The organism is Streptomyces sp. NPDC059373, from assembly GCF_042751495.1.
In the GTDB taxonomy this organism is placed as follows: domain Bacteria; phylum Actinomycetota; class Actinomycetes; order Streptomycetales; family Streptomycetaceae; genus Actinacidiphila.
Genome location: NZ_JBHYXC010000015.1, coordinates 117,093 through 139,359, shown reverse-complemented (window position 1 = coordinate 139,359; position 22,267 = coordinate 117,093). Strand labels below are relative to the sequence as shown.

Sequence of the window (22,267 nt, the reverse complement as noted above, 5' to 3'; positions counted from 1 at the left end):
GCGCACGTGGTTCCGAGCCCCGGGTATGGCGCGAGTGGCTAACACTCGCTTAAGCTATACAACATGAGTGACTCAGTAACCACCTATGTAGACTACTCGACCGGCCGCCACGGGGATACGGCATGACCGCCGCCGCAGTGCTGAAAAGTCCGCAGAAGCCGCTGCTGCTGACCGAGGTCGACCTCCAGGCCCCCTCCCGGGGCGAGGTGGCGGTCGAGATCGGCGCCACCGGCGTATGCCACTCCGACATCTCGGTCTTCAACAAGACCCTTCCGCACCCGCTGCCGGTGGTCCTGGGCCACGAGGGCGCAGGAACGGTCGTAGAGGTCGGCGAGGGCGTGACCGAAGTGGCCCCCGGCGACCGGGTCGTGCTGTCCTGGCTGGCCCAGTGCGGCACGTGCTTCTACTGCGCCCACGGCCAGCCGCAACTGTGCGAGACCGCCGGAGTGGCCTTCGCCAAGGGCGCGCTGCTCGACGGCACCACGCGCTACAGCCTCGACGGGCAGCCGGTCTACCAGATGGCCGGACTCGGCACCTTCTCCCAACGCTGCGTCGTGCCTGCCCGCGCGGCCGTGAAGATCCCCGACAGCATCCCGCTGTCCTCTGCGGCGCTGCTGGGCTGCGGGGTGCTCACCGGCTTCGGCGCCGCGGTCAACACCGCCGGCATCCGCGTCGGCGACACCGTCGTCGTGATCGGCTGCGGAGGCGTCGGCCTCAACGCTGTGCAGGGCGCCCGGATCGCCGGCGCCCGCACGATCGTCGCGATCGACATGCACCAGGAGCGGCTGGACCTGGCGGCCGAACTCGGCGCCACCGACGTGCTCCAGCCCTCCGACAAAGCCGTACGCGAGGTACGGGGCCTGACCGGCGGACGCGGCGCGGACCACGTACTCGAAGTCGTGGGCCGGCAGGAGACCGTGCGCGATGCGGTGCGGATGACCCGCCGGGGCGGACAGGTGATCCTGGTCGGCGCCGCCGGCGACGACGTGAACCTCACGGTGCCCGCGTTCACCGGCGTGGTGATGACCGAGAAGACCATCCGCGGCTCGCTCTACGGGTCCTCCGACATCCGGCGCGACGTGCCCCGGCTGGTCGGCCTGTACGAGGCCGGGCTGCTCAGGCTCGACGAACTGGTCACCGAGACCTTCGAGTTCGGCCAGGTGAACGACGCTGTGGACTACTGCGCCTCCGAAAAGGGCGCCCGAGCTGTGGTGGTGTTCTGATGACGCAAGCCCTTGCAACCGACCCCTACATGACGATCGGTGGCCAGTTCGTGCCCGGCACAACCCGCTTCGGCGTGGTCGACCCGGCTACCGGGCAGGTCTTCGCCGAGGCCCCGGACTGCTCTCGCGAGCAACTCGACGGCGCCATGGCTGCGGCGCAGGCCGCGCTGCCCGGCTGGGCCGCTGACGAGGACGCCCGGCGTGCGGCGATCAAGCTGGCGGCCGAGGCGCTGCTCGCCCGGCAGGCGGACCTCGCGGCCGTGCTGTCGGCGGAGCAGGGCAAACCGCTCAAGGCGGCGGGCTATGAGGTCGGCGAGACCGCCCGCTGGCTGACCGCCTCGGCCGACCTGGAGCTGCCCCGCACCGTCCTGCAGGACGACGCCGACGCGCATGCGGAGCTGGTGCACCGCCCGCTCGGTGTGGTCGCCGCGATCACGCCGTGGAACTTCCCGCTGCTGCTGGCCGGCTGGAAGCTCGGACCGGCGCTGCTGGCGGGCAACACGGTGGTGCTCAAGCCCTCGCCGTTCACCCCGCTGTCCTCCCTGCTGCTGGGCGAGGTCATCGCCCCGCTGTTCCCGCCCGGCGTGGTCAACGTGGTCAGCGGTGGGGACGAACTCGGTGCCTGGATGACCGGTCACCCGACGGTGCGCAAGATCAGCTTCACCGGCTCGGTGCCGACCGGCAAGGCGGTGGCCGCCGCTGCCGCGCCCGACCTCAAGCGCTTCACCCTCGAACTGGGCGGAAACGACGCGGCGATCGTGCTGGACGACGCGGACCCCGCCACCGTCGAACGCGGACTGTTCTGGGGGGCGTTCATCAACAATGGCCAGATCTGCGCCGGCATCAAGCGGATCTACGTCCCTGAGCGGCTGTATGACGACATCGTGGAGGCGCTGGCGGCGCGGGCCCGCTCGGTACGGGTCGGGGCGGGCACCGAGAAGGGCGTACAGCTCGGACCGATCCAGAACCTGCCGCAGTTCGAGCGGGTCAAGGGCCTGGTGAAGGACGCCCTCGACGGTGGTGCGCGGGCGGCGGCCGGCGGGCGGCCGGTCGACCGCGACGGCTACTTCTTCGAGCCGACCATCCTGACCGGGGCGGCCGAGGGCACCAGGATCGTCGACGAGGAGCAGTTCGGCCCCGCAGTCCCGGTGATTCCCTACCGCGACCTGGACGACGCCGTCGCGCGGGCGAACGACACGACCTACGGGCTGTCCGGATCGGTCTGGAGCCCGGACGTGGAGCGGGCCGCGCAGGTCGCTTCCAGGCTCGACGCGGGCACCGTCTTCGTCAACGATCACCTGGCCCTCGGCCCGCACCTGCCGTTCGGCGGGAGCAAGTGGAGCGGAGTGGGCGTGGAGAACGGGCCCTGGGGCCTGGCGGAGTTCACCGAGCTGCAGGTGGTCTACCGCAACCGCAAGTGATGTCCCCGACTGCATTGCCCCCTTGCCCGGGCCCGGAGAGAAGAGGCCGCCTTGCCCTACCTGATCACCGACGCGTGCATCGACGTCATGGACCGCGCGTGCATCGAGGAATGCCCGGTCGACTGCATCTATCGTGGCAGTCGCAAGCTCTACATCAACCCGGCCGAGTGCATCGACTGCGGTGCCTGCGAACCGGTCTGCCCGGTCAGTGCCATCAGCCACGACCGCAAGGTGCCCGAGGCCAAGAAGGTGTTCATCGCCGACAACGCCCGGTTCTTCGCCGAGCCGCTGCCCGGCCGGGCCGAAGCGCTCGGCGCGCCCGGGGGAGCCGGCGCCCTCGGGCCGCTGGGTGTCGACACCGAACTGGTCGCCGCGCACGAAGGCGGCGGGGGCGACGAAGGGAGCGCGCCGACATGACCGCGCAGCGCCTGGTGGTGGTCGGCGCGTCGCTTGCCGGACTGCACGCGGTGGAGGAAGCCCGCAGAGCCGGATTCACCGGTACCGTCACGCTGGTCGGCGCCGAGGGCCACCATCCGTACAACCGGCCGCCGCTGTCCAAGGCGTTCCTCAAGCCCGGCCCGCTTCCTGAGCCGCCGTTCCTGCGCGGCCGGGACAAGCTCACGGCGCTGGACGTCGACCTGCGGCTGGGACGGGCCGCGACCGCACTGGACATCGAGGGCCAACGTGTCGCCGTGACTGACGAATGGATCGGCTACGACGCGCTGGTGATCGCCACGGGTGCCACGCCCCGGGCGTTGCCCGGCACCGAAGGGCTGGCCGGCGTGCACACCTTGCGGACCCTGGAGGACGCGACCGCGGTACGCGCCGCGCTGGACGCCGGGGCCCGTACGGTGGTGGTCGGCGCCGGCTTCATCGGCTCGGAGGTGGCGTCGGCCGCGCACCTGCGCGGTCTGCCCGTCACCGTCGTCGAGGCGCTGCCGACACCGCTGGCGCGTGCCGTGGGCGAGCGGATGGGCCTGGCCTGCGGGCGGTTCCACGGCGCGAACGGGGTCGAACTGCGCTGCGGGACAGCCGTGACGGAGCTGAGCGGGTCGGGCCGGGTCGAGCATGTCCACCTTTCCGACGGCACCGTCCTGGACGCCGACCTGGTGGTGGTCGGCATCGGCGCGGAGCCGGAGACCGGCTGGCTGGACGGCTCCACGCTGACGCTCGACAACGGCGTGGTGTGCGACGCGACGCTGAACGCGGGCTTCCCCGGTGTCTACGCCGCAGGCGACGTGGCCAGCTGGCACAACCCGCTGTTCGACCGGACGATGCGCCTGGAGCACTGGAGCACTGCCGCGGAGCAGGGCGCGCACGCGGCCCGCAATGCCGTCGACCCCGGCCGCGCACGGACCTGCGAGGTCGTGCCGTACTTCTGGTCCGACTGGTACGACCGGAAGATCCAGTTCGCCGGCGTCCCCGACGCCGAGCATGTCGAGGTCGTCTCCGGCGACATCACCGAGCGCAGGTTCACCGCGCTGTACCGCAGCGGGGACCGGCTGACCGGTGCCCTGACTGTCAACCAACCGGCTCAGAACGCCAAGTACCAGGGGCTGATCGGCCGCCGGGCCGGCTGGGAGGAGGCGCTCGACGCGGCCAGGGCGTCCGCCGCCCGCGCTTCCGTACCGCGCTGACCCCGCCCTTGATGGCCCGACCCGGTCGGCTCGCCGGATCGGGCCGTCAGGGCGGCGCCGTTGGCTCACCCGGAGCCGCTGGTCCGCCCGGCCGCGGCAGCGAGCAGCGACCGGCCGGCTTCGGTGATGACGCGGTACTGCATGTCGGTGGTGAGCAGCGGCGGTTGCGCGCTGTATAGCCGCGCCACCGCGCCCCGGTCCAGACCCACTTCGCGTGCCGCCTGGTGGGCCTCCAGCTTGTGCAGTCGGCCGCCCGGCGCCTTGGCGACCCGCTTGAGGAAGGCAGCCCAGGGGCCGTCCCCGACCGGCGGAGCCGGTGTGCCAACGGGGAGTTCGACCAGCGCCTCAAGCCGACGGACCACGCCCCGAAGAGTCTCGGCCCACGCCTCGGCGGTGGCCCGTACATCGGCCGGCACCCCGCCGGAACTCTGCCAGGTCCGCTTGGGGAACCTGCGGAGGTACTCCCACTCCAGTTCGAGCATGCGCGTGGTGTGCAGGGCGTACTGCTCGGCGCTGCCGTGCAGGAAGACCCAGTTGCGCGTTGCGTGCGTACGGCTGCCCTGCTGCTCCAAGTCCTCGTCGCTCAGCTCGCGGGCCGGCCGTCCGCGGACGTCATGTGTCTGCACGGGGGTCCCCTTCCAGGGTTGGTCCGATGACACCCCGCGCGCCCGGCGTCGGAGGCCGATATTAGATTCGACGTATGCGATGCGTAGCGTCAAGAGTCCGTAGCACATTGTTCTGGGAGGGCTGCCGTGGCAGGGCTCGACTCCTCGAGGGAAACGTGGCTCGTAGTGGGTGACTTGAGTCCATCATGTGTAGAACATAAGGAAGTCAGACGGGATCGGCGATCCCGGGCCACTCGCTTGCCCGCGCTGATCGGGTGTTCGAGCGGGTCGCCACGGCTGGCCAACGGCCGCCCCAAGTCCTCGCCAGTGCAGTCCACCTGCCCGGTCAAGCCGTCCGCCGACGCCGAGTACTGATGGGGTCTGTTGAACGAACGAGCAGGTCGGATGCGTCTCTTGGGCTCCGCAAGGCATTGCGATCGGTGCATACGATCAAGGCCCACGATCGGCTCGACCGGGGTGTCTTCGCCCGTCGCCATCGTGCGGCCACCGGTCTGTTGCACACGTATTGACGCGGGGTGTCAGCGAGATGACGCTATGCCTTGACGTTCTACAGAGCCGAAGCTACGCTCCCTACTCACGTCAAATGTGACACAGGTCTCGACCCGCGAAGACCTTCGACGATCACACCCCCGGTCGCGCCTGGGACACCCCATCCGTACGCCGGCCCGGGTGGAAGAGCCCCGATCCCCGCACTCGTGTCCCGCAGGACGGGACCGCTCCTGCTCGCACTCACACCACGCCGATCACCACCGAGAGGGACGGATAGCGTTGAGCACCGACCAGAGCCCGACGGGCTACGCACAAGCGGAAGAACCGCAAGCACCCCCTGAGGTGGACAGCGCGACGCTGCGCGCGCTGATCGAGAAGTTCAGCGTGCACAGCAGGGTGAGCCTGGAGAACCATGAGGCGATCTACCGGGAGATGCGTGAATCCTGCCCGGTGGCCCGCAGCTCCTCGCACGGCGGCTTCTACGCCCTGTCCCGGTACCGGGACGTCTACGACGCCGCTCACAAACCGGACATGTTCTCCTCGTTCCCGGTGACCATCCCGCCGTTCGGCAACCCGGTCCCGATGATCCCGATCGAGATGGACCCGCCGGTGCATCGGAAGTACCGCACCCTGGTGGGCGCCCAGTTCAGCCCCAACTCGGTCGACGCGAACGAGCCGAAGCTGCGCGGCATCGTCTCCACGATCCTGGACGGGATCGAAGGCAGGTCCCAGGCGGACCTGGCCGAGGAGGTCGCGATCGCAGTACCACTGCGCGCCATCTTCGAGGTGTACCTCGGAGTTCCGCAGAAGGACTGGGCGATGCTCAAGAGGGAGTTCCTCTACCTGCTGGAGCCCGACCCGGACAAGACGGACGAGGAGAACACCGAGCGGGCGATGGAGGCCGGCCTCAACTGCACCATGTACTTCGCCGAGCTGCTGGAGGAGCGCCGTACCAATGGCTTCGGCGACGACCTGATCAGCCATCTCGCCCAGGCCGAACTCGACGGCCAGCGGCTGACCGACGACGAGATCTTCGGCTTCTGCCTGGTGCTGGTGCCGGCCGGCTTCGACACCACCGCGAGCCTGCTGAGCCGGCTGTTGCTGATATTCGCCGAGCAGCCCGACGTGCGCGAGCGGTTGGAGCAGGTCATCGACGACCCCGACAAGCTCGACCTCGCTGTCGAGGAGTTGGTCCGGTTCATCCCGCCGCAGCCGGGCGTCGCCCGCAATGTGACCGCGGCGACCACCTTCGCCGACACCGAACTCACCGAGGGCGACCGGCTGCTGCTGCTGTGGCCGTCCGCCAACCGCGACCCGGAGGAGTTTCCCAATCCCGACGAGCTGGTCTTCGACCGGCAGCCGAACCGGCACCTCGGCTTCGGCTCGGGCATTCACCGCTGCCTCGGATCGCACCTGGCCCGCCTCGAGATCAAGATCCTGCTGCAGGAGTTCCTGCGCCGCGTCCCCCGCTACCGGGTCGCGCCGGGCGAGCAGCCGCTGTGGCACACCGGCAACACCTGGGGGGTCACCCGCCTGCCGGTGGCGTTCGAGAACTGGGGCACGGCAGCGGCCGGGGCCGGTGAATGAGCGTGCTGCGCGTTGCCATCGACGCCGAGAAGTGCGAGGGCCACGCCAGGTGCGTCGCCCGGGCCGCCGGGCTGTTCGACGTCGACGACGAAGGGCTCTCCTTCGTCCTGGCGGACCCGGTGCCCGCGGGACAGGAGGACGCGGTGCGCAACGCCGTCGACGCCTGCCCGGAACGCGCGATCACGGTTACCGAACTCTGAATCCCGAAGCGACAAGGAGCGTCGAGATGGGCGTGTTCAAGGACGAGGACGAGGTCTACCGGTACCTCGGACGGATATTCCAGGTCGGCCTGGACGACCCCGAACTCGGGGCTCAACTCCGAGGCGTCGGTTCCGTGCTCAAGCTGAACCAGAGCGATCCGGAGTCGACCATTGTCATCGACTTCGGCGAGGGGATCGTTCAACTGGGCGAGCACGGCACCCCCCAGGTGACGCGGCCGATCGACGCGGAGCTGACGATGAAGGCCGATGTCGCGCACCAGTTCTGGCTGGGCCGGGTCAATGTCGCGCTGGCGATGGCGAAAGGCAAGATCCGCAACAAGGGCAAGGTGTCGGCGGTGATGAAGGTCGTGCCCATCACCAAGCCGCTGTTCGCCACCTACGAGAAGATCCTTCGCGACTCCGGACGAGGCGACCTCATCGACGCGGTCAACTAGCGGGAGCAGCCATGACTACCGTCGATGACGCCGAAGTCGAACTGCGCAGAACCCCCGGGCCCGGCGGCCGAGCACTCGGTTTCGTGCCCGCCTCGGCCCGAAACGCGGTGCTCGAAGCCGGGCACATGTGCCAACTGCTCGGGAAGGTGCTCTACAGCGCGATCCGCAATCCGCGCGGCTACTGGGGCGACACTCTCGACGAGATGTACAGCCTGCTTCGGCTGTGCTTCTGGCCGGCGACCCTGTCGATGGCCGGGTTCGGGTTCCTCATCTGCGTGATGGGGGTCGGGCTGCTGACGCTGCTCGGCGCGGCCAACCGGATGGGCGCCTTCTGGGTGATGGCCGACATCCGCGAGATCGCCGCGTTCATGGTGGGCATGGTGGTGGCCGGCGTGATCGGCACGTCGATCACCTCCGACCTCGGGGCCCGGCGGGTCCGCGAAGAACTCGACGCGCTGAAGGTGCTGGGCATGGACCCGGTGCGGATGCTGGTCATTCCCAAGGTCATCGCCACGGCGGTGATGTGCGCCCTGCTGAACTGCCTCACCTCCTTCGTCGGAGTACTGCTGGGGCTTGTCGCGGTCAGAACGCTCGCGGGCACCACGAATGCCGCCTACATCGACAGCATGTCCCACAACCTGTACGCGGCCGACGTGTGGGGTGCAGAACTGAAGACCTTCCTGGCCGGGCTGCTGATCGGAGTGATCTGCAGTTACAAGGGGCTCAACGCGGGTGGCGGCCCCGAAGGCGTGGGACGAGCGGTCAACCAGGCGGTCGTGACCTGCTTCGCCATGGTCTGGGTGCTGAACTTCTTCTTCAACGCCATTGCGCAGGGCCTCAATCCGAACCTGTTGACGTCGAGGTAGAGGGGCACCGAAAAATGACCACCGCTACCGAAAGCGTCCCGTCGCCCGCGGCACGGGGCGAACACCGCAAAACCGGAACAGCCGCGCCACGGTGGCCGAAGGCGCTGGTCACAGCATGCGAGACGGTCGGCAGGATCGCCATGTTCTCCGTCCGGGTGATCGGCGACGTGCCGCTGACCACCGGTCTGTACTTCTCCGAGGTGCTGCGCCAGGCGGCGATCCTGATCCGCTCCAGCGGACTGATCATCTGGATGATGATGTTCGCGATCGGTGCGGAGACCGGACTTCAGGGTCACTACATCCTCGACCAGGTCGGCGCCTCCGGATATGTCGGTGTCTTCACCTCCATCGGCGACCTCAAAGCGGACAGCACATCGATGTGGGGCTGGATACTCGCAGCCAAGGTCGGCTGCGGATACGTCGCCGAGATCGGCTCCATGCGGATCAGCGACGAGATCGACGCCCTGGAGGTGATGGGCGTGCACTCGCGCGCCTATCTCGCCGGCTCCCGCCTGGTCGCCATCTGGATCACCGGCCCGTTCCTGTTCCTGTTCGGCGAGGGCTGCCAGTACGTCGGCTCCTGGGCCGTGGTGCAGCCGATGCTGCACACGACCTCGCCGGGCGGCTACTCGAACATCTTCTGGTCGTTCCAGACCCCGCTCGACCTGCTGTACGCACTGATCTGGGCGCAGCTCCTGGGCACCCTCGTGGTCCTCATCGGCTGCTTCTACGGCTACACGGCCTCCGGCGGACCGGTCGACGTGGGCCGCAGCACGGCGAAGTCGATGATGGTCAACATGATCGTCGTCAGCGCCGTGGCCGCCATCCTCTACCAGCTCTTCTTCGGTACCACCATCCAAACACCGATCGGAAACTAGCAGCGGCGCAATGGCGTCGGCGCCGGCATTGGAGTTCCCCATGGATTCGCGAGATCGTGGTAACGCTGACACGGAAGTACTTCCGGCGGTGCGAGAGCCAGTATTGGGCACATCTGGGGACTCGGGTTCCGGGGCCGGCTCCGACGCGGTGGCCAGTGTCCGCAACCTGTACAAGTCGTTCGGCTCGTTCCAGGTCATGCGAGGCCTGAGCCTGGACTTCCAGCCCCACGCGATCACCACGATCCTCGGTCCCTCGGGAACCGGGAAGAGTGTGCTGCTCAAGCACATGGTCGGCCTGCTGGAACCGGACTCCGGCTCGGTGCGGATCTTCGGCAAGGACATCTGGGCGCTGCGCGAAAGGGAGCGCGCCGAACTGCGCAAGCGGTTCGGCGTGCTGTTCCAGGACGGCGCGCTCTTCGGTTCGATGAGTGTCTACGACAACGTCGCCTTCCCCTTGCGGAAGCACACCGACAAGTCGGAGGCCGAGATCCGGCGGATCGTCAAGGAGCGGCTCAAGGAGGTCGGTCTCGAGGCCGCCGAGAACAAGGCGCCCAACGAGATATCCGGCGGCATGAAGAAGCGCGCGGGATTCGCCCGCGCACTCGTGCTGAACCCGGAGATCGTGCTCTTCGACGAGCCGGACTCCGGCCTCGACCCGGTCCGTACCAGCCTGCTCAACGACGTGATCCTCAAGGTGCACGCCGAGGACCGCGGCACCTACGTGGTGGTCACGCACGACATCCGCACCGCCCGGAAGGTCAGCGACTACGTAGGGCTGATCTGGCAGGGCAAGGTCGTCTACTACGGCGCGGCCGAGAAGGCGTTCGCGTCGGACGACCCGTTCGTACGGCAGTTCCTCGCCGGTGACTCGGTCGGCCCCCTGGGGATGGACTGAGATGGCGCGACGGGCGAAGTGGCTGGTCGGCGTCTCCCTCGTGGCGATCGTCGCACTGGCCGGCGGGTATCTGCTGGCCTCGGGCAGGGACTCCGGCTACGAGGTCCGGCTTGTCATGCCCAATGCAGCCAACCTGCTGGCGGGCTCGCGGGTCGAGATCGACGGCGTGCAGGTGGGCACGGTCCGCAAGCTGGAGACACGGGACGACAGCGCGCTGGTGACGGTCTCGGTCAGCAGCAGCCACGCCCCGTTGCACACCGGCAGCAAGGCGCAGGTGCAGTGGCAGGGCGTGCTCGGCGAGCGGGTGGTGGAGCTGACGCCGGGCCCGGCCAAGAACCCGGCCATCCCCAAGGGCAGCCTGCTGGCCGCGGGCACCGAGCAGGTCGAGCTGGACCAGGTGCTGTCGGCGCTCGACCCGGCCACCCGCGCGCACCTGGACTCGACCGTGCAGCAGTTGGACACGACGCTGAAGGCGAAGCCGGACAACCTCAAGGACACCATCCAGTCGGCCGGCCCCGCGGTGCAGGAACTGGGCGCGGTGCTCCAGGCCGTCGGCCAGGACGGCCCGGCCATCAAGAACCTTATCGCCGACCTGCAGAAGATGACCGACCCGCTCGCCAAGCGGCGCACCGAGCTGCAGCAGGTGGTCAGCAAGCTCACCTCGACGATGTCGTCGATGGCCACCGAGCAGGGGCAGTTCCAGAAGGCGCTGGCCCAACTCCCCTCCACACTGGACGCCGCCCAGACCACCATGAACAGCGTCCCCGCCGCAGTCGACGCGAGCGTGCCGCTGCTGACCGACCTGCAGCCGGCGACCCGGCAGCTGCCCGCGGTGGCGAAGAACCTCGGCCCGCTGCTGACCGACCTGCGGCCGACCGTCGCCGAGCTGTCACCGGTCCTGCGGTCGGCGAACACCCTGCTGAAGTCGACCCCCGGCCTGCTCGACAGCACCCACGGGGTACTACCCGGAGTCACCCAGGCCGCCAAGCAGCTCAACCCCGCGGTGGACTTCCTGCGGCCGTACACGCCGGACATCGTCGGCTGGCTGAGCAACTGGGGCGCCGCGTTCAGCAACTTCGACGCACAGGGCCACTACTTCCACGGGCTGGTGCAGGTCTCCACCAGCGTCCTCGACGACAACCCGGGCATCAACACCGGTCTGACCGGCGGACCGAACTCGACACCCGCGCCCGGCCTGGCAACGGGCCAGGGCTGGGTCGACGCCAACGGGAGCACACCGCGATGAGCAGACTTCGAGCGAACATCCTCAAGACCACGGCCACCGTCGTGGCACTCGCCGTGGTCGCCGTGATCGGGCTGCGGGTGGCGCGCGGCGGGGGTGACGACAAGGTCGCGGTGACAGCCATGTTCACCGACGCCAGCCCGCTGATCCCGGGCAACCTCGTGCACATGGACGGCATCGACGTCGGCCGGATCATCTCGGTCAAACTCCGCAACGGGCAGGCCGCCGTGACGATGGACCTCGACCGCTCGGTGCTCCCGCTGCACCAGGACGCCAGTGCCACCATCCGCCCGGTGACGCTGCTCGGCGAGCGCTTCATCGACCTCGACCGGGGCTCGGACAGCTCGCCGGTCATGGCGGCGTCCCAGGTGATCTCGGTCAAGCGCACCAGCAGTTCGGTGGACCTGGACCAGGTGCTCAACTCGCTGGACGACCCGACATCCACCGCGCTCGCCGCCTTGGTGACCACACTGGGCGAAGGCGTCAACGGGCAGGGCACGAACATCGACCAGGCGATCAAGGCCCTGGCGCCGGCCATGCAGAACACCAAGCGGCTCGCGACCATCCTGGACCAGCAGAACTCGGTGCTGAACCAACTCGTTGACCGGACCAGCCCGGTGGCGAAGTCGCTGGCGGGCAAGAACGGCCAGAACCTCGACCAGGCCGTGGAGTACGCCAAGGAACTGCTGTCGGCGGTCTCCGCCCAGCACGACGCGATGTCACAGGCCCTGCAGCAGCTACCCGGCACACTGCAGAAGGCGCAGCACACGCTCTCGCAGGTCGCAGGAGTCGCCGACAACGCGACGCCGGTCCTGCAGTCCGTACGACCGGTGACCGACAACCTGCCGCAGATCATCGCGGAACTCGACTCTTTCGCCGACAGCGCGGACCCGGCGCTGACCTCGCTTCCCGCGGTGCTGGACCGTGCGAAGTCCCTGCTGGACCAGGCCGCACCGGTGGTCAGGCAACTGCGGACGGCCGGCCCGTCGCTCACCTCGGCCAGCGCCTCGGCCGACCGGCTGGTGACCGCCCTGACACCCAGGATCGCCACGGTGATGGACTTCATGAAGAACTGGGCGCTGAGCACCAACGGCCGCGACGGCCTGAGCAACTACTTCCGCGCCTTCGTGGTCACCACCCCGAAAGGGCTGCTGCAGATCCCCGGCGTCGGCCTGGGCGCTGCGTCCTCGACCACGTCGCAGGGCGGCACGTCGACGACCACGGCCGACCCGACCCCATCACCGACCCTGACGCCCTCGCCGGGAAAGTCCAAGTCCGCCCAGCCGGTCCTGCCGCTCCCGCCGATCCTGTCGTCCGGCGGCGGCACCGACAGCGCCACCGGTCTGACCCCGACACAGGAGAACTCCTTGCTGAGCCAGATCCTCGGAGGTCTGTGATGGCCGCCCTGTCACGGACCGACTCCCGCTCGTTCGTCATCGGGGTCGGCGGGTTGCTCGTGGTGGTGGCGGTCGTCGCCTTCGGCATCATGGCCGGCTCCGGGTTGCCCGGTGCGCCGAAGACCAAGGTCGAGGCGGCCTTCACCGACGTCGGAGCGTCGCTCCAGGTGGGCGACGACGTCCGGGAGAACGGCTCCCGTGTCGGCCGGGTCTCGGCGCTGCGCTTCGACAGCGCCAAAGGACAGGGTGTCGTCACCCTCGAACTGAACGGCCACGTGCACGTCTACAAGGACGCGCGGGCCGCGATCTGGGACCAGTCTGCGTTGGCGAAGAAGTTCGTGGAGCTGGACGTCGGCAGCTCGCACGCGGGCCCGCTCGGCGACGAGGTCATCGCGGCGAAGAAGGACGTCAACTCCGCCGACCTCGACCAGTTGCTCGACGTGCTCGACCCGCCGACCCGCAACGCGCTGAGCAGCACCGTCCGGCAGCTGGGCGACGGCACCGCGGGGCACAGCCAGGACCTGCACGACGTGTTGCAGCACCTGCCGGCGACGCTGGACGACCTCGGGAGGACCAGCGACGCGCTGGCCGCACCCGACGCCGACCTGCCCGCACTGCTGCAGACGGCCGACCGGCTCTCGGGCTCGCTGGACGGCCACGAGAAGCAGCTGGCCGACCTGGTGCAGCAACTCGGCACTACCGCGAAGGCGTTGAGCGTCGACAGGGGCGCCCCGCTGCAGACCACTATCCAGGACCTGCCGGCCACCCTCACCGACGCGCGCACCAGCTTCGACTCTCTCGACCACCCGCTCGACAACGTCAACTCCACGCTCGTGTCGGTCTCGTCGGGCGCGAAGTCGCTCGGCAAGGCCACACCCGACCTGCGCTACGTACTCAGGTCGGGCCGCACACCGCTCAACAAGGTGCCAGGCGTGTCCAAGGTGGCCCAGCCCGCGGTCGGCGACCTCACCACGACCGTGTCGAACGCCCGGCCGCTCGCACCTGAGCTGGCCACCGCGCTGCGGGACGCCGCCACCCCGCTGGGCGTGCTGGCCCCGTACTCCACGCAGGTCGTCACCTTCTTCGAGCGCATCGAGAGCATGGTCTCCACCGAGGTCGCCCCCGGCGTGCACGGCGCACGGGTGGGCCTGGCGGTGGAGGGCCTGTCGGCGGGCACCGGCGGCGTGATCAAGGACCCGCTCCAGGGACAGGACGCCTATCCGGCGCCCGGAGCGGCCGACGGCGAGAAGACCGTCTCGCCGCTGGACGACATTCCGGGACTTCTGCTGGGAGGTAACTGATGAGTGTGCTACGCCCCTTGCCCCGGCGACTGCGGTCGCCAGCCGTCACCGGTGCGGTGCTCCTGGTGCTGACCTTGGTCCTGCTGCTCGCCGTCTACCAGAAGGAGCGGATCGGCACCGCGCTGTCTTCCGGCCACACGGTGAAGGCCGACTTCGCCCGGGACTACCGCCTCAAGCCGTACAAGACCGAGGTGAAGGTGGCCGGCGTCATAGCAGGCACGGTGATCGGCGTGAAGAAGGACGTCCAGGGGCACGTGGTGGTGTCGATGAAGGTGCACAACGACGCCGTGGACAAGCTGGGCAGCCGGCCCTCCGCGATCATCCGTCCGACGACTCTGCTCGGTGGCAACTACTACGTCCAGCTCACACCTGGCGGCAGCAGCAGCGACGGCTACGACGGCAGCACCATCCCGCTGACCCGCACCGCCATCCCGGTCGAGCTGGACCAAGTGCTCGGCGCGGTGCCCAAGTCCGCCCGCGACGGCATCCAGGGCAGCCTGCGGGACACCGACAAGACGCTGTCCAACGGCGCGCGCAAGGCGCTCGACAATGTCCTCCAGGACGCGCCGGGCACGCTGACGCCGGCGGCGCAAGTGCTCGACAGTCTGCGCGGCACGCGCCCGTCGCAGGACCTGAACCAACTCGTGCCGTCGCTGGACACGGTGGCCTCGGTGCTGAGCGCGAAGGACGGTCAGCTCGGCGACATCGTGGACTCGCTGCGGGACGTCAGCACGACGCTGTCGAACGAGCGCGGGCCGCTGACCGACACCCTGACCACGCTGCCGCAGACGCTGTCCTCCACCCGCACAGGCCTGAACTCGCTGAACGGCTCGCTGCAACAGCTCACCACCACCGCGAAGGCGGCGCGTCCCGCAGCCAGGAAGCTCGGCCCGCTGCTGACCGCGGCGAACCCGGTGCTCGCACAGGCCCGCCCGCTGGTGGCCAACCTGCGACCGCTGCTGGCCAAGGCCCTTCCCATCGTCCAGCGGTTGGTGCCGACCTCCACGCGGGCCACCTCGACCCTCAACGACCTGCAGGGCCCGGTGCTCGACCGGGTCGACGGCCCCATCTCGAAGACCGTGCTGTCGCCCTGGACGGGCACCGGCTACTACAAGGGCGACGGCGGCAACGGCCACCTCTTCTACCAGGAGGTCGGCTACCTCGCCGCGCACACCGCGAACCTGTCCCAGTACGGCGACAAGAACGGGCGGATGCTCGGGCTGGCACTGGGTGTCGGGACCTCCACCGCCGGCGGCAACGACCTCGGCACCACATCGCTGCTCCAGCAGCTCGGCCTGCTCCCCGAGGGCGGCCTGCAGGTGCTGCCCTCGCCCGACGCCGGCGGCAATGGCTGGACGGACGAGAAGGACACCACGCCCGGCCAGGGCGACGTCATCACCGGCCCGATCGACGATCTGCTGGGCCTGCTGACCAACGGTTCGACCGGGTCCACCGGGTCCACCTCCAAGGGAAAGTAGGGCCGACGATGAGAAGGAAGTTCTCGCTTCGCCGGACATGGGAGCGGATGCGTACGATCCCCGGTCTGGGGCGCAACGTGATCACTATCACCGTGCTGTTCTGCCTGGGGCTGGCCAGCGCCTCCGTGATCCTTGCCAACCAGCGGTTCATCACGCCGTGGGCGCACCGCTACACCTTCGCCGCGGACTTCACCGAGGCGCCCGCGGTCAACCCCGGGCAGGCGCCCAAGGTGCGGATCGCGGGCGTCACGGTCGGCCAGATCACCAAGAGCAAGATCGCCGGCAAGGGCCAGGCCCGGCTGACCTTCTCGCTGGAGACCGGCCACACGATCTACGACAACGCGCGTATCGTGCTGCGGCCGACGAACCCGCTCAACGAGATGTACGCGGAGGTGGACCCCGGAGGCCCGCCGGGCAAGCCGCTCACCTCCAACTCAGTGATCCCCGCCAGCCAGACGCAGCGGCCCATCCAGCCCGACGAGGTGCTCGACCACCTCGACACCCGCAGCCGAGCTGCGCTGACCGACCTGCTCTCGACCTCCGACGTGGCGCTGGCCAGCGCGCCGCGGAACCTGCCGGCCGGGCTGGACTCCACCGACGCCACGCTGGTGCAGGTCCAGCCGGTGCTGGACGCCCTGCGGAAGCGGCGGACGAACATCAGCACGCTGGTGACGTCACTGTCCAAGATCAGCACCGCGGTCGGCCACGACGACGCCCGGCTCACCGGTCTGATGAACGCGACCCAGAGCACGCTGACAGTCCTGTCGAAGAACAACGGCGACCTGGAGTCCACCCTCAAGCAACTGCCCGGGACCACAAACCGGTTGCACAGCGCGATGACCGGTGTCAGTGGCCTCACCAAGCAGCTCGACCCGGCGCTGACCAACGTGAGCGCGGCGGCGAAGCAACTGCCCTCGACCCTGCAGAAGGTGCAGAGGACCCTCAACGACCTCGGGACGACCGTGACGTCGGCCGATCCGGTGGTGACGGCGGCCGACCCCGTGCTGGACGACCTCAGGCCGCTGGTCGACGACGTGCACACCTCGCTCGGTGACCTCGAACCGGTGGCGGAGGACCTCGGCCCCGTCACCAAGACCGTCGTGGCCTACCTGGGCGACCTGCAGGCGTTCATCTACAACACCAATGGCGCGTTCAGCCTGTCCGACTCCAACGGCGGCTTCATCCGCGGCCACGTGGCCGCACCGTTGCCCGACGCGGGACTGATTCCCGGTTCGCACGGTGGCAACACCGGAACCGGCGACACCTCGGGAGACAAGTGATGAGCTTCGTCAGAGGAACGGTCGGCAAGATCGCAGTGCTCGGGCTCTTCTTCGTCGTGTCCATGGTCTACCTCGGCTACCTGTTCCAGAAGGCCGGCGTGACGGATCCGCTCAGCGGCGCGAACAACTACACGGTCTCCTTCAGCACCGACGACGTCGACAACCTGATCCCTATCGGCGACGTCGAGACGGCCGGCGTGGACGTCGGCCGGGTCGACTCGGTCACCCACGAGGGCGGCAAGGCCCACGTCGTGGTGCGGCTGGACTCCGACGTCGCCCCGCTGCACCAGGGCGCGGGCGTCAGGATCGGAGCGAAGTCACTGGCGGGGGAGTCCTATGTGGACATCAGCGACGGCGGGGGACGCCCGCTGGCCTCCGGTACGGAACTCCCGGACTCCGCGGTCAAGCCGTCCGTCCAACTGCGCGACGTGCTGGCCGGCCTCGACCCCAAGACGCGGAACTCGCTTGGCAGCCTGGTGCGCAGCCTGGGCACCGGCACGGCGGGCACCAAGGACAGCCTGAACCAGACCATGACCGGCCTGGGCAACATCGGCAACGAGGGCTTCACCGCGATCGACGCTATCGCGGCCCAGTCCAAGGACCTGACGACTCTGGCCAAGCAGACCACGACGGTGCTGTCCGCGCTGGACGAGCGCGAGGGGCAGATCGGCACCCTGGTCAAGAGCGCGCAGCAGTTGACCGCGGCGACGAGCGGGCAGCAACAAGACCTCAGCGCGACCGTCAGAGCGCTGCCGGGCGTACTGGACAGCACGCAGACCGCGACCAGGAAGCTGACCACGCTCGCGGCGTCTCTGGCGCCGGTGGCCAAGGACCTCAAAGCGGCGGCGCCGTCGCTGAACACCGCGCTGCAGCAACTGCCCTCGACCACAGCGGACCTCAAGGGCCTGCTGCCGGACCTGACCAGCACCCTGACCGAGGTGCCGGCCACCTTGAGCCGGGTACCGACGCTCTCCCAGGACGCTGACGGCGCCATCCCGCAGCTGCGGACGACGATGAGCAACCTCACTCCGATGCTGGGTTACCTGGAGCCGTACGGCCCGGAACTCGGGGCGTTCTTCTCCAACTTCGGCGCGATGCTGAAGTACACCGACGAGGCCGGAATCCACTACTTCCGGCTCGAACCCGATCTGGGCAACCAGCAGATCGTCAAGGGTGTCCCGCTGAAACTCCCGGACGTGCTGACCAACAGCAACCCCTATCCCGCGCCGGGGAAGAGCAACGACGTGAAGGGCAGGGACTTCACCAAAATCTATCCGGCCAAGAGGTAGCCAGGCGGGGCCCTGTGCCGCCTTTCCAACCGCCATATCACCACCACTCGCACCGCGGACGAGCCGCCGCGGGGAGCCGTACTGCCGAAAAGCGCCGATCGCACAGTCCGCCTTACGGACGACATCGAGGACCGTCAACTCGGAGGTATGCCAAGTGACTCGCAGGAACGTGCACAGGAAGAGGCCGGCCAGTTCCGGCGGCGGCACTTCCGGCGCCCACGCGGAAGCCCTTCCGCGCACGCGCAAGCTCAACGCCAAGTACGCGGCCATCGCGGGCCTGCTGGTCGTCACGACCGCCGGCGCTCCGCCCCGGCTGGCGCACTCCATCGGGCTGACCACGCAGGCGGAGGGCGCGCACCCCGCGCCCGGCACCCCGAAGGGCTCCGCCAACCAGGCGGACGGCGGCTCGCCGCTCTTCCCCACCCAGGTGCCGCCGACGCCGGCCCCGCAGCAGCCCATGGCGGAGCCGAAGAACGGCTCCGGGCCCGACGACGCGACTCCCGTGCTGTTCACCACGGCGTCCGGCATCGGGTCAGGCATCCCGCAGGCCGTGCTGGCCGCCTACCAGCGGGCGGTCGCCGCGCTGGCGAAGAGCGAGCCAGGCTGCCACCTGCCGGTCACGCTGCTCGGCGGGATCGGCAAGGTCGAGTCGAACCACGCCGAGGGAGGAGCGGTCGACAGCACCGGCACGACGCTGCGGCCCATCCTGGGGCCCCGGCTCGACGGGAAGAACGGCTTCGCCGCCATCCCCAACACCTACGGCACCAAGTGGGGGCAGAGCGGTGCGTGGGCCAGGGCGGTCGGCCCGATGCAGTTCATCCCGTCGAGCTGGGCCCGCTGGGGTGGCGGCGGCGACCCGAGCAACGTCAATGACGCGGCCCTGGCCGCGGGGCGTTACCTGTGCGCGGATGGTCGGGACCTGTCCAGGCCGGCCGGGCTGAAGAGCGCCATTGAGAGCTACAACCACTCCGACCAGTACCTCCTGACGGTGCTGGAGTGGATGGAGGTGTACTCCGGCGGGATCGCCGCGGTACCCGACGGCGATCTGCCCGGGCCGCAGACCGCGGCCGACGACACCTCGAACGGACCTGGTGCGGGGCAGCCGGGCGCCTCGTCCGGTAAGAAGTCCGGATCGCCGAAACCCACCACCACGCCGACCCCGAAGCCGACCGGCGGCACGGGCAAGTCCGGCTCGCCGAAGCCGAGCCCGTCGCCCGGGTCGCCGACGCCCAGCCCGTCGCCGACGTCGCCCGATTCGTCCGACGGCGGCACCGTGCCGGCGCTGACGAACACCGTCGGCTCCGTGACACAGGTGGTCGGCGGACTCCTGTCGGGCGTCGGCGGGCTCCTGCCGTCGTCCTGATGCGGCGAAGGCCCGGGGCGGAACACGCCCCGGGCTTGCGGCCCACCGAAATTACCTACATCTCAAGCCATCTGTTTGTCATAGGCGTTGACTGTCATTAGGGCCCTGAGTAGCGTGACGCACCTCGTACGGACGGTCCTGATATGCGCATTCAATGACTCGCTACAGGGAAATCCTCGAAAGCCATTCGGACTCCATGACCGAATTCCAACATATGTACGACGTGCACGACGAACGCGACCTGAAATATCCGCTGAGCGGCCTGGATCGCTGAACATGCGAAGGAGCGCGACACATCATGAGGCGCATTGCGCAGAGCGCTCGCCGCCGGGCCCGGCTCGGGCGGCTCACCACGCGCCGGTTCGTGGTCCTGCTGGTCGTGCTCGGCGTCGCCGCGGTCACCGTTGGTGGACTGCTGCGGCTGCGGGTGGAGACCACGCTGAACTCCTTCCTGCCGCAGGGCGACCCGAGCGTGTCGGCCATCGAGCAGAACGCCCGGTCGTTCGGCGGCGACCCCGTCGTGGTGCTGCTGGAGTCCAGCAGCCCGCGGCAACTGCTGCTGGACCAGAAGCAGTTCCCCAAGCTGCTCAAGCTGGAGGGCACGCTGTCCCAACTGCCGGACGTGGCGACGGTCTACGGTCCGGCCACCGTGATGAACCAGATCGCGATCTCCTCGCAGGACATGCTCGCCAGGATCAGCGGCGCCAGGGACTCCCTGCGGGCCCAGGCCGAGCAGCAGGCGCGCGACAAGCACCTGCCGGCGAAGAAGGTGACCGCCGCCGGTGGCGCAGCGGTGGCGCGGTTCGATAAACGCTACGGCGCACTGCTGGTCCAGGGCCTGCCCGCCGGCCTGCCGACCACCGGCAACCCGAACTTCATCAGCAGCGTCATCTACGACCGGACCGGCCAGCCGCGGGTGCGGTGGAAGTTCGTCGTCCCCAACGCGAACAGCGTCACCGAACTCGTCCGGCCGCGCGAGGACCTCGACGAGGCGCAGACCGAGAGGCTGGTGGCCGCGGTCCACGCCGCAGTGAAGGGCTCCGGCCTGCGGACCAGCCGGGTGACCGTCACCGGCGTGCCGGCCATCACCTCCTCGCTGACCCGCGAAGTCGTCTCGGAGATGCCCGTGCTGGGCGGCCTGGCAGTGCTGGCGGTCCTGCTGCGTTTCCTGATCGCGCCGGCCATGACCACCCGTCTGCGCCGGCTGTGGCCGTTGCTGGCCGCAGTGGTCGGCAGCGCGCTGACGCTGTCCGCCTTCGGCTGGCTCGACATCCCGATGTCGTTCGGGGCGATCGCGCTCTTCCCGCTGCTGCTGGGCATCGGCAGTTCGTTCCCGCTGTACCTCGCGTCGTTCGCCGACCGCCGCCGGGTGCTCGTGGTGTCGCTGGCGAGCGCGGCGGCCTTCGGTTCGCTGGCGGTCTCCCCCCTGCCGTTCGTCCGCGAGCTGGGCATCGCGCTGGGGACGGGCGTCCTGCTCACCGTGGTCGCGACGCTCGGGCTTGGCGGCCTGGCCACCGCGGGCGCCGCCGCGCCGCCCGGTCCACGTCGGCCCGCGGGCCGGCGGCCGGACCGTACGCTGTCGGCCGGGCGGCGCCGGGTCGTCATGGCGGCTCTCGTCGCCGTCGCGGGCCTGGGCTGGGGCGTGCTGCCCAGGCTCGACATCCAGGCCAACCCCGAGAACCTGGCCAGGGGCCTGCCGGAGCTGAGCCGGGCCCAGTACGCCGAGCACGTGCTCGGGTCGTCCGGCGACGTAAGTATCGTGCTGCACGGCACGGACACCCAGAGCGCCCCGGCGCTGCGCTGGCTGCAACAGGCCGAGAACGTGGTGGTCGGCAAGTACGGCGACCGGGTCCAGCCGATCCTCACCGCGCCCGACCTGCTCTCCTTCCTCGGCAACTCGCCCACGTCCGAGCAGGTCACCGCAGGGATCGAGCTGCTCCCGCCGTATCTGACCGGCGCGGTCTTCACCCCGGACGGCAAGCAGGCGGCCATGGACTTCGGGGTGAGGTTCCAGGACCTGGGTGCGCAGACGAAGCTGCTGGATGCCGTCAAGGCGGCGCTTCCCTCGCCGCCGACCGGCTACCGGGTCGACATCGTGGGCCTGCCGGTCGCCGCCGACCGCGCCTACGCGCTGGTCTCGGGCGACCGTTATCTGTCCAACACGATCGGGATCGTCGCCGCCGGGCTGATCCTGGTGCTCGGGCTGCGGCGGCGCCGGGACGGGTTGCGTGCGATGCTGGCGGCGGCGCTCGCCACCGGCTGGACGCTCGCCTCGCTGTGGCTGCTGGGTCAGTCGCTGAACCCGCTCACCGCGGCCCTTGGGTCGTTGATCACCGTGACCGGCTGCGAGTTCACCGTGCTGCTCGTCGATGCCCGTCAGGAGAAGGACTCCCGGCTGCGGCTCGTCGTCGCCTTGGCCTGCGTCACCTCGGCGATCGGATACCTCGCGCTCGTCCCCTCGCGGATCGCGCTGCTGCGTGAGTTCGGTGTGGCGCTCACCGCGACGGTCCTGTTCTCCTACCTGGCCGCGACCGCGGTAGTACGGCTGATTCCGGTCCGAGGGTTCCCGGAGCCAGCGAAGAGTCCTGTTCCGAAGTTCGAGCCCGCACACGCGGTTGGCGCGGAGGTAATGCAGTGAA

Annotated in this window: 19 protein-coding genes; 18 read left to right on the top strand and 1 reads right to left on the bottom strand. The window is 69.3% G+C overall.

Annotated features, from left to right (window positions below):
- The first annotated feature begins 122 nt into the window (after positions 1–122).
- From ACFXJ5_RS21525 to ACFXJ5_RS21510, 4 genes are read left to right on the top strand one after another with little or no spacing between them, the layout of a single operon-like run.
- Complete coding sequence (locus tag ACFXJ5_RS21525) at positions 123–1,223, top strand: Zn-dependent alcohol dehydrogenase (protein ID WP_384633209.1); 1,101 nt, start codon at positions 123–125, stop codon at positions 1,221–1,223.
- Complete coding sequence (locus ACFXJ5_RS21520) at positions 1,223–2,644, top strand: aldehyde dehydrogenase family protein (RefSeq protein WP_384633207.1); 1,422 nt, start codon at positions 1,223–1,225, stop codon at positions 2,642–2,644. Before ACFXJ5_RS21525 ends, ACFXJ5_RS21520 begins: the two co-directional genes overlap by 1 nt.
- Before the next feature lie 51 nt (positions 2,645–2,695).
- A complete protein-coding gene (fdxA, locus tag ACFXJ5_RS21515) occupies positions 2,696–3,061 on the top strand; it encodes a ferredoxin (protein WP_384633204.1) in 366 nt (121 codons plus the stop codon).
- The gene (locus ACFXJ5_RS21510) at positions 3,058–4,281 is read left to right on the top strand and encodes an NAD(P)/FAD-dependent oxidoreductase (protein WP_384633201.1); all 1,224 of its coding nucleotides are present in this window, start codon (positions 3,058–3,060) and stop codon (positions 4,279–4,281) included. Before fdxA ends, ACFXJ5_RS21510 begins: the two co-directional genes overlap by 4 nt.
- Positions 4,282–4,346: 65 nt before the next feature.
- Here the strand turns inward: ACFXJ5_RS21510 and ACFXJ5_RS21505 are convergent, their stop codons facing one another.
- Positions 4,347–4,907 (bottom strand): DUF6158 family protein, encoded by a 561-nt coding sequence (locus tag ACFXJ5_RS21505; RefSeq protein WP_384633198.1) that lies wholly within the window; start codon positions 4,905–4,907, stop codon positions 4,347–4,349.
- A gap of 768 nt (positions 4,908–5,675) precedes the next feature.
- Here ACFXJ5_RS21505 and ACFXJ5_RS21500 point away from each other — a divergent pair.
- The 14 genes from ACFXJ5_RS21500 (at position 5,676) to ACFXJ5_RS21435 (ending at position 22,266) form a co-directional block, all read left to right on the top strand.
- Positions 5,676–6,983 (top strand): cytochrome P450, encoded by a 1,308-nt coding sequence (locus ACFXJ5_RS21500; protein WP_384633196.1) that lies wholly within the window; start codon positions 5,676–5,678, stop codon positions 6,981–6,983.
- Positions 6,980–7,183, top strand: a complete 204-nt coding sequence (locus ACFXJ5_RS21495) for a ferredoxin (protein WP_384633193.1) — start codon at positions 6,980–6,982, stop codon at positions 7,181–7,183. Before ACFXJ5_RS21500 ends, ACFXJ5_RS21495 begins: the two co-directional genes overlap by 4 nt.
- Before the next feature lie 26 nt (positions 7,184–7,209).
- The gene (locus tag ACFXJ5_RS21490; protein WP_384633190.1) at positions 7,210–7,638 is read left to right on the top strand and encodes an SCP2 sterol-binding domain-containing protein; all 429 of its coding nucleotides are present in this window, start codon (positions 7,210–7,212) and stop codon (positions 7,636–7,638) included.
- Between the two features lie 11 nt (positions 7,639–7,649).
- Positions 7,650–8,504, top strand: a complete 855-nt coding sequence (locus ACFXJ5_RS21485) for an MlaE family ABC transporter permease (RefSeq protein WP_384633187.1) — start codon at positions 7,650–7,652, stop codon at positions 8,502–8,504.
- 140 nt (positions 8,505–8,644) lie between these two features.
- Positions 8,645–9,382, top strand: coding sequence for an ABC transporter permease (locus ACFXJ5_RS21480; RefSeq protein WP_384633184.1), 738 nt, complete (start codon positions 8,645–8,647; stop codon positions 9,380–9,382).
- 148 nt (positions 9,383–9,530) lie between these two features.
- Positions 9,531–10,277: an ABC transporter ATP-binding protein gene (locus ACFXJ5_RS21475; RefSeq protein ID WP_384633180.1), complete on the top strand. Its 747-nt coding sequence runs from the start codon at positions 9,531–9,533 to the stop codon at positions 10,275–10,277.
- A gap of 1 nt (position 10,278) precedes the next feature.
- On the top strand, positions 10,279–11,523 hold the full coding sequence (locus tag ACFXJ5_RS21470) for an MlaD family protein (protein WP_384633177.1): 1,245 nt from the start codon (positions 10,279–10,281) through the stop codon (positions 11,521–11,523).
- Positions 11,520–12,917, top strand: a complete 1,398-nt coding sequence (locus ACFXJ5_RS21465; RefSeq protein ID WP_384633174.1) for an MlaD family protein — start codon at positions 11,520–11,522, stop codon at positions 12,915–12,917. Before ACFXJ5_RS21470 ends, ACFXJ5_RS21465 begins: the two co-directional genes overlap by 4 nt.
- Positions 12,917–14,218, top strand: a complete 1,302-nt coding sequence (locus tag ACFXJ5_RS21460; protein ID WP_384633172.1) for an MlaD family protein — start codon at positions 12,917–12,919, stop codon at positions 14,216–14,218. Before ACFXJ5_RS21465 ends, ACFXJ5_RS21460 begins: the two co-directional genes overlap by 1 nt.
- 65 nt (positions 14,219–14,283) lie before the next feature.
- Positions 14,284–15,696: an MlaD family protein gene (locus ACFXJ5_RS21455; RefSeq protein ID WP_384633169.1), complete on the top strand. Its 1,413-nt coding sequence runs from the start codon at positions 14,284–14,286 to the stop codon at positions 15,694–15,696.
- Positions 15,697–15,773: 77 nt separating this feature from the next.
- Positions 15,774–16,976 (top strand): MlaD family protein, encoded by a 1,203-nt coding sequence (locus ACFXJ5_RS21450; RefSeq protein WP_384633167.1) that lies wholly within the window; start codon positions 15,774–15,776, stop codon positions 16,974–16,976.
- On the top strand, positions 16,976–18,265 hold the full coding sequence (locus ACFXJ5_RS21445) for an MlaD family protein (RefSeq protein ID WP_384633164.1): 1,290 nt from the start codon (positions 16,976–16,978) through the stop codon (positions 18,263–18,265). Before ACFXJ5_RS21450 ends, ACFXJ5_RS21445 begins: the two co-directional genes overlap by 1 nt.
- A gap of 169 nt (positions 18,266–18,434) precedes the next feature.
- On the top strand, positions 18,435–19,628 hold the full coding sequence (locus tag ACFXJ5_RS21440; RefSeq protein WP_384633161.1) for a hypothetical protein: 1,194 nt from the start codon (positions 18,435–18,437) through the stop codon (positions 19,626–19,628).
- Between the two features lie 298 nt (positions 19,629–19,926).
- Positions 19,927–22,266: a hypothetical protein gene (locus ACFXJ5_RS21435; RefSeq protein WP_384633158.1), complete on the top strand. Its 2,340-nt coding sequence runs from the start codon at positions 19,927–19,929 to the stop codon at positions 22,264–22,266.
- Position 22,267: the final 1 nt, after the last annotated feature.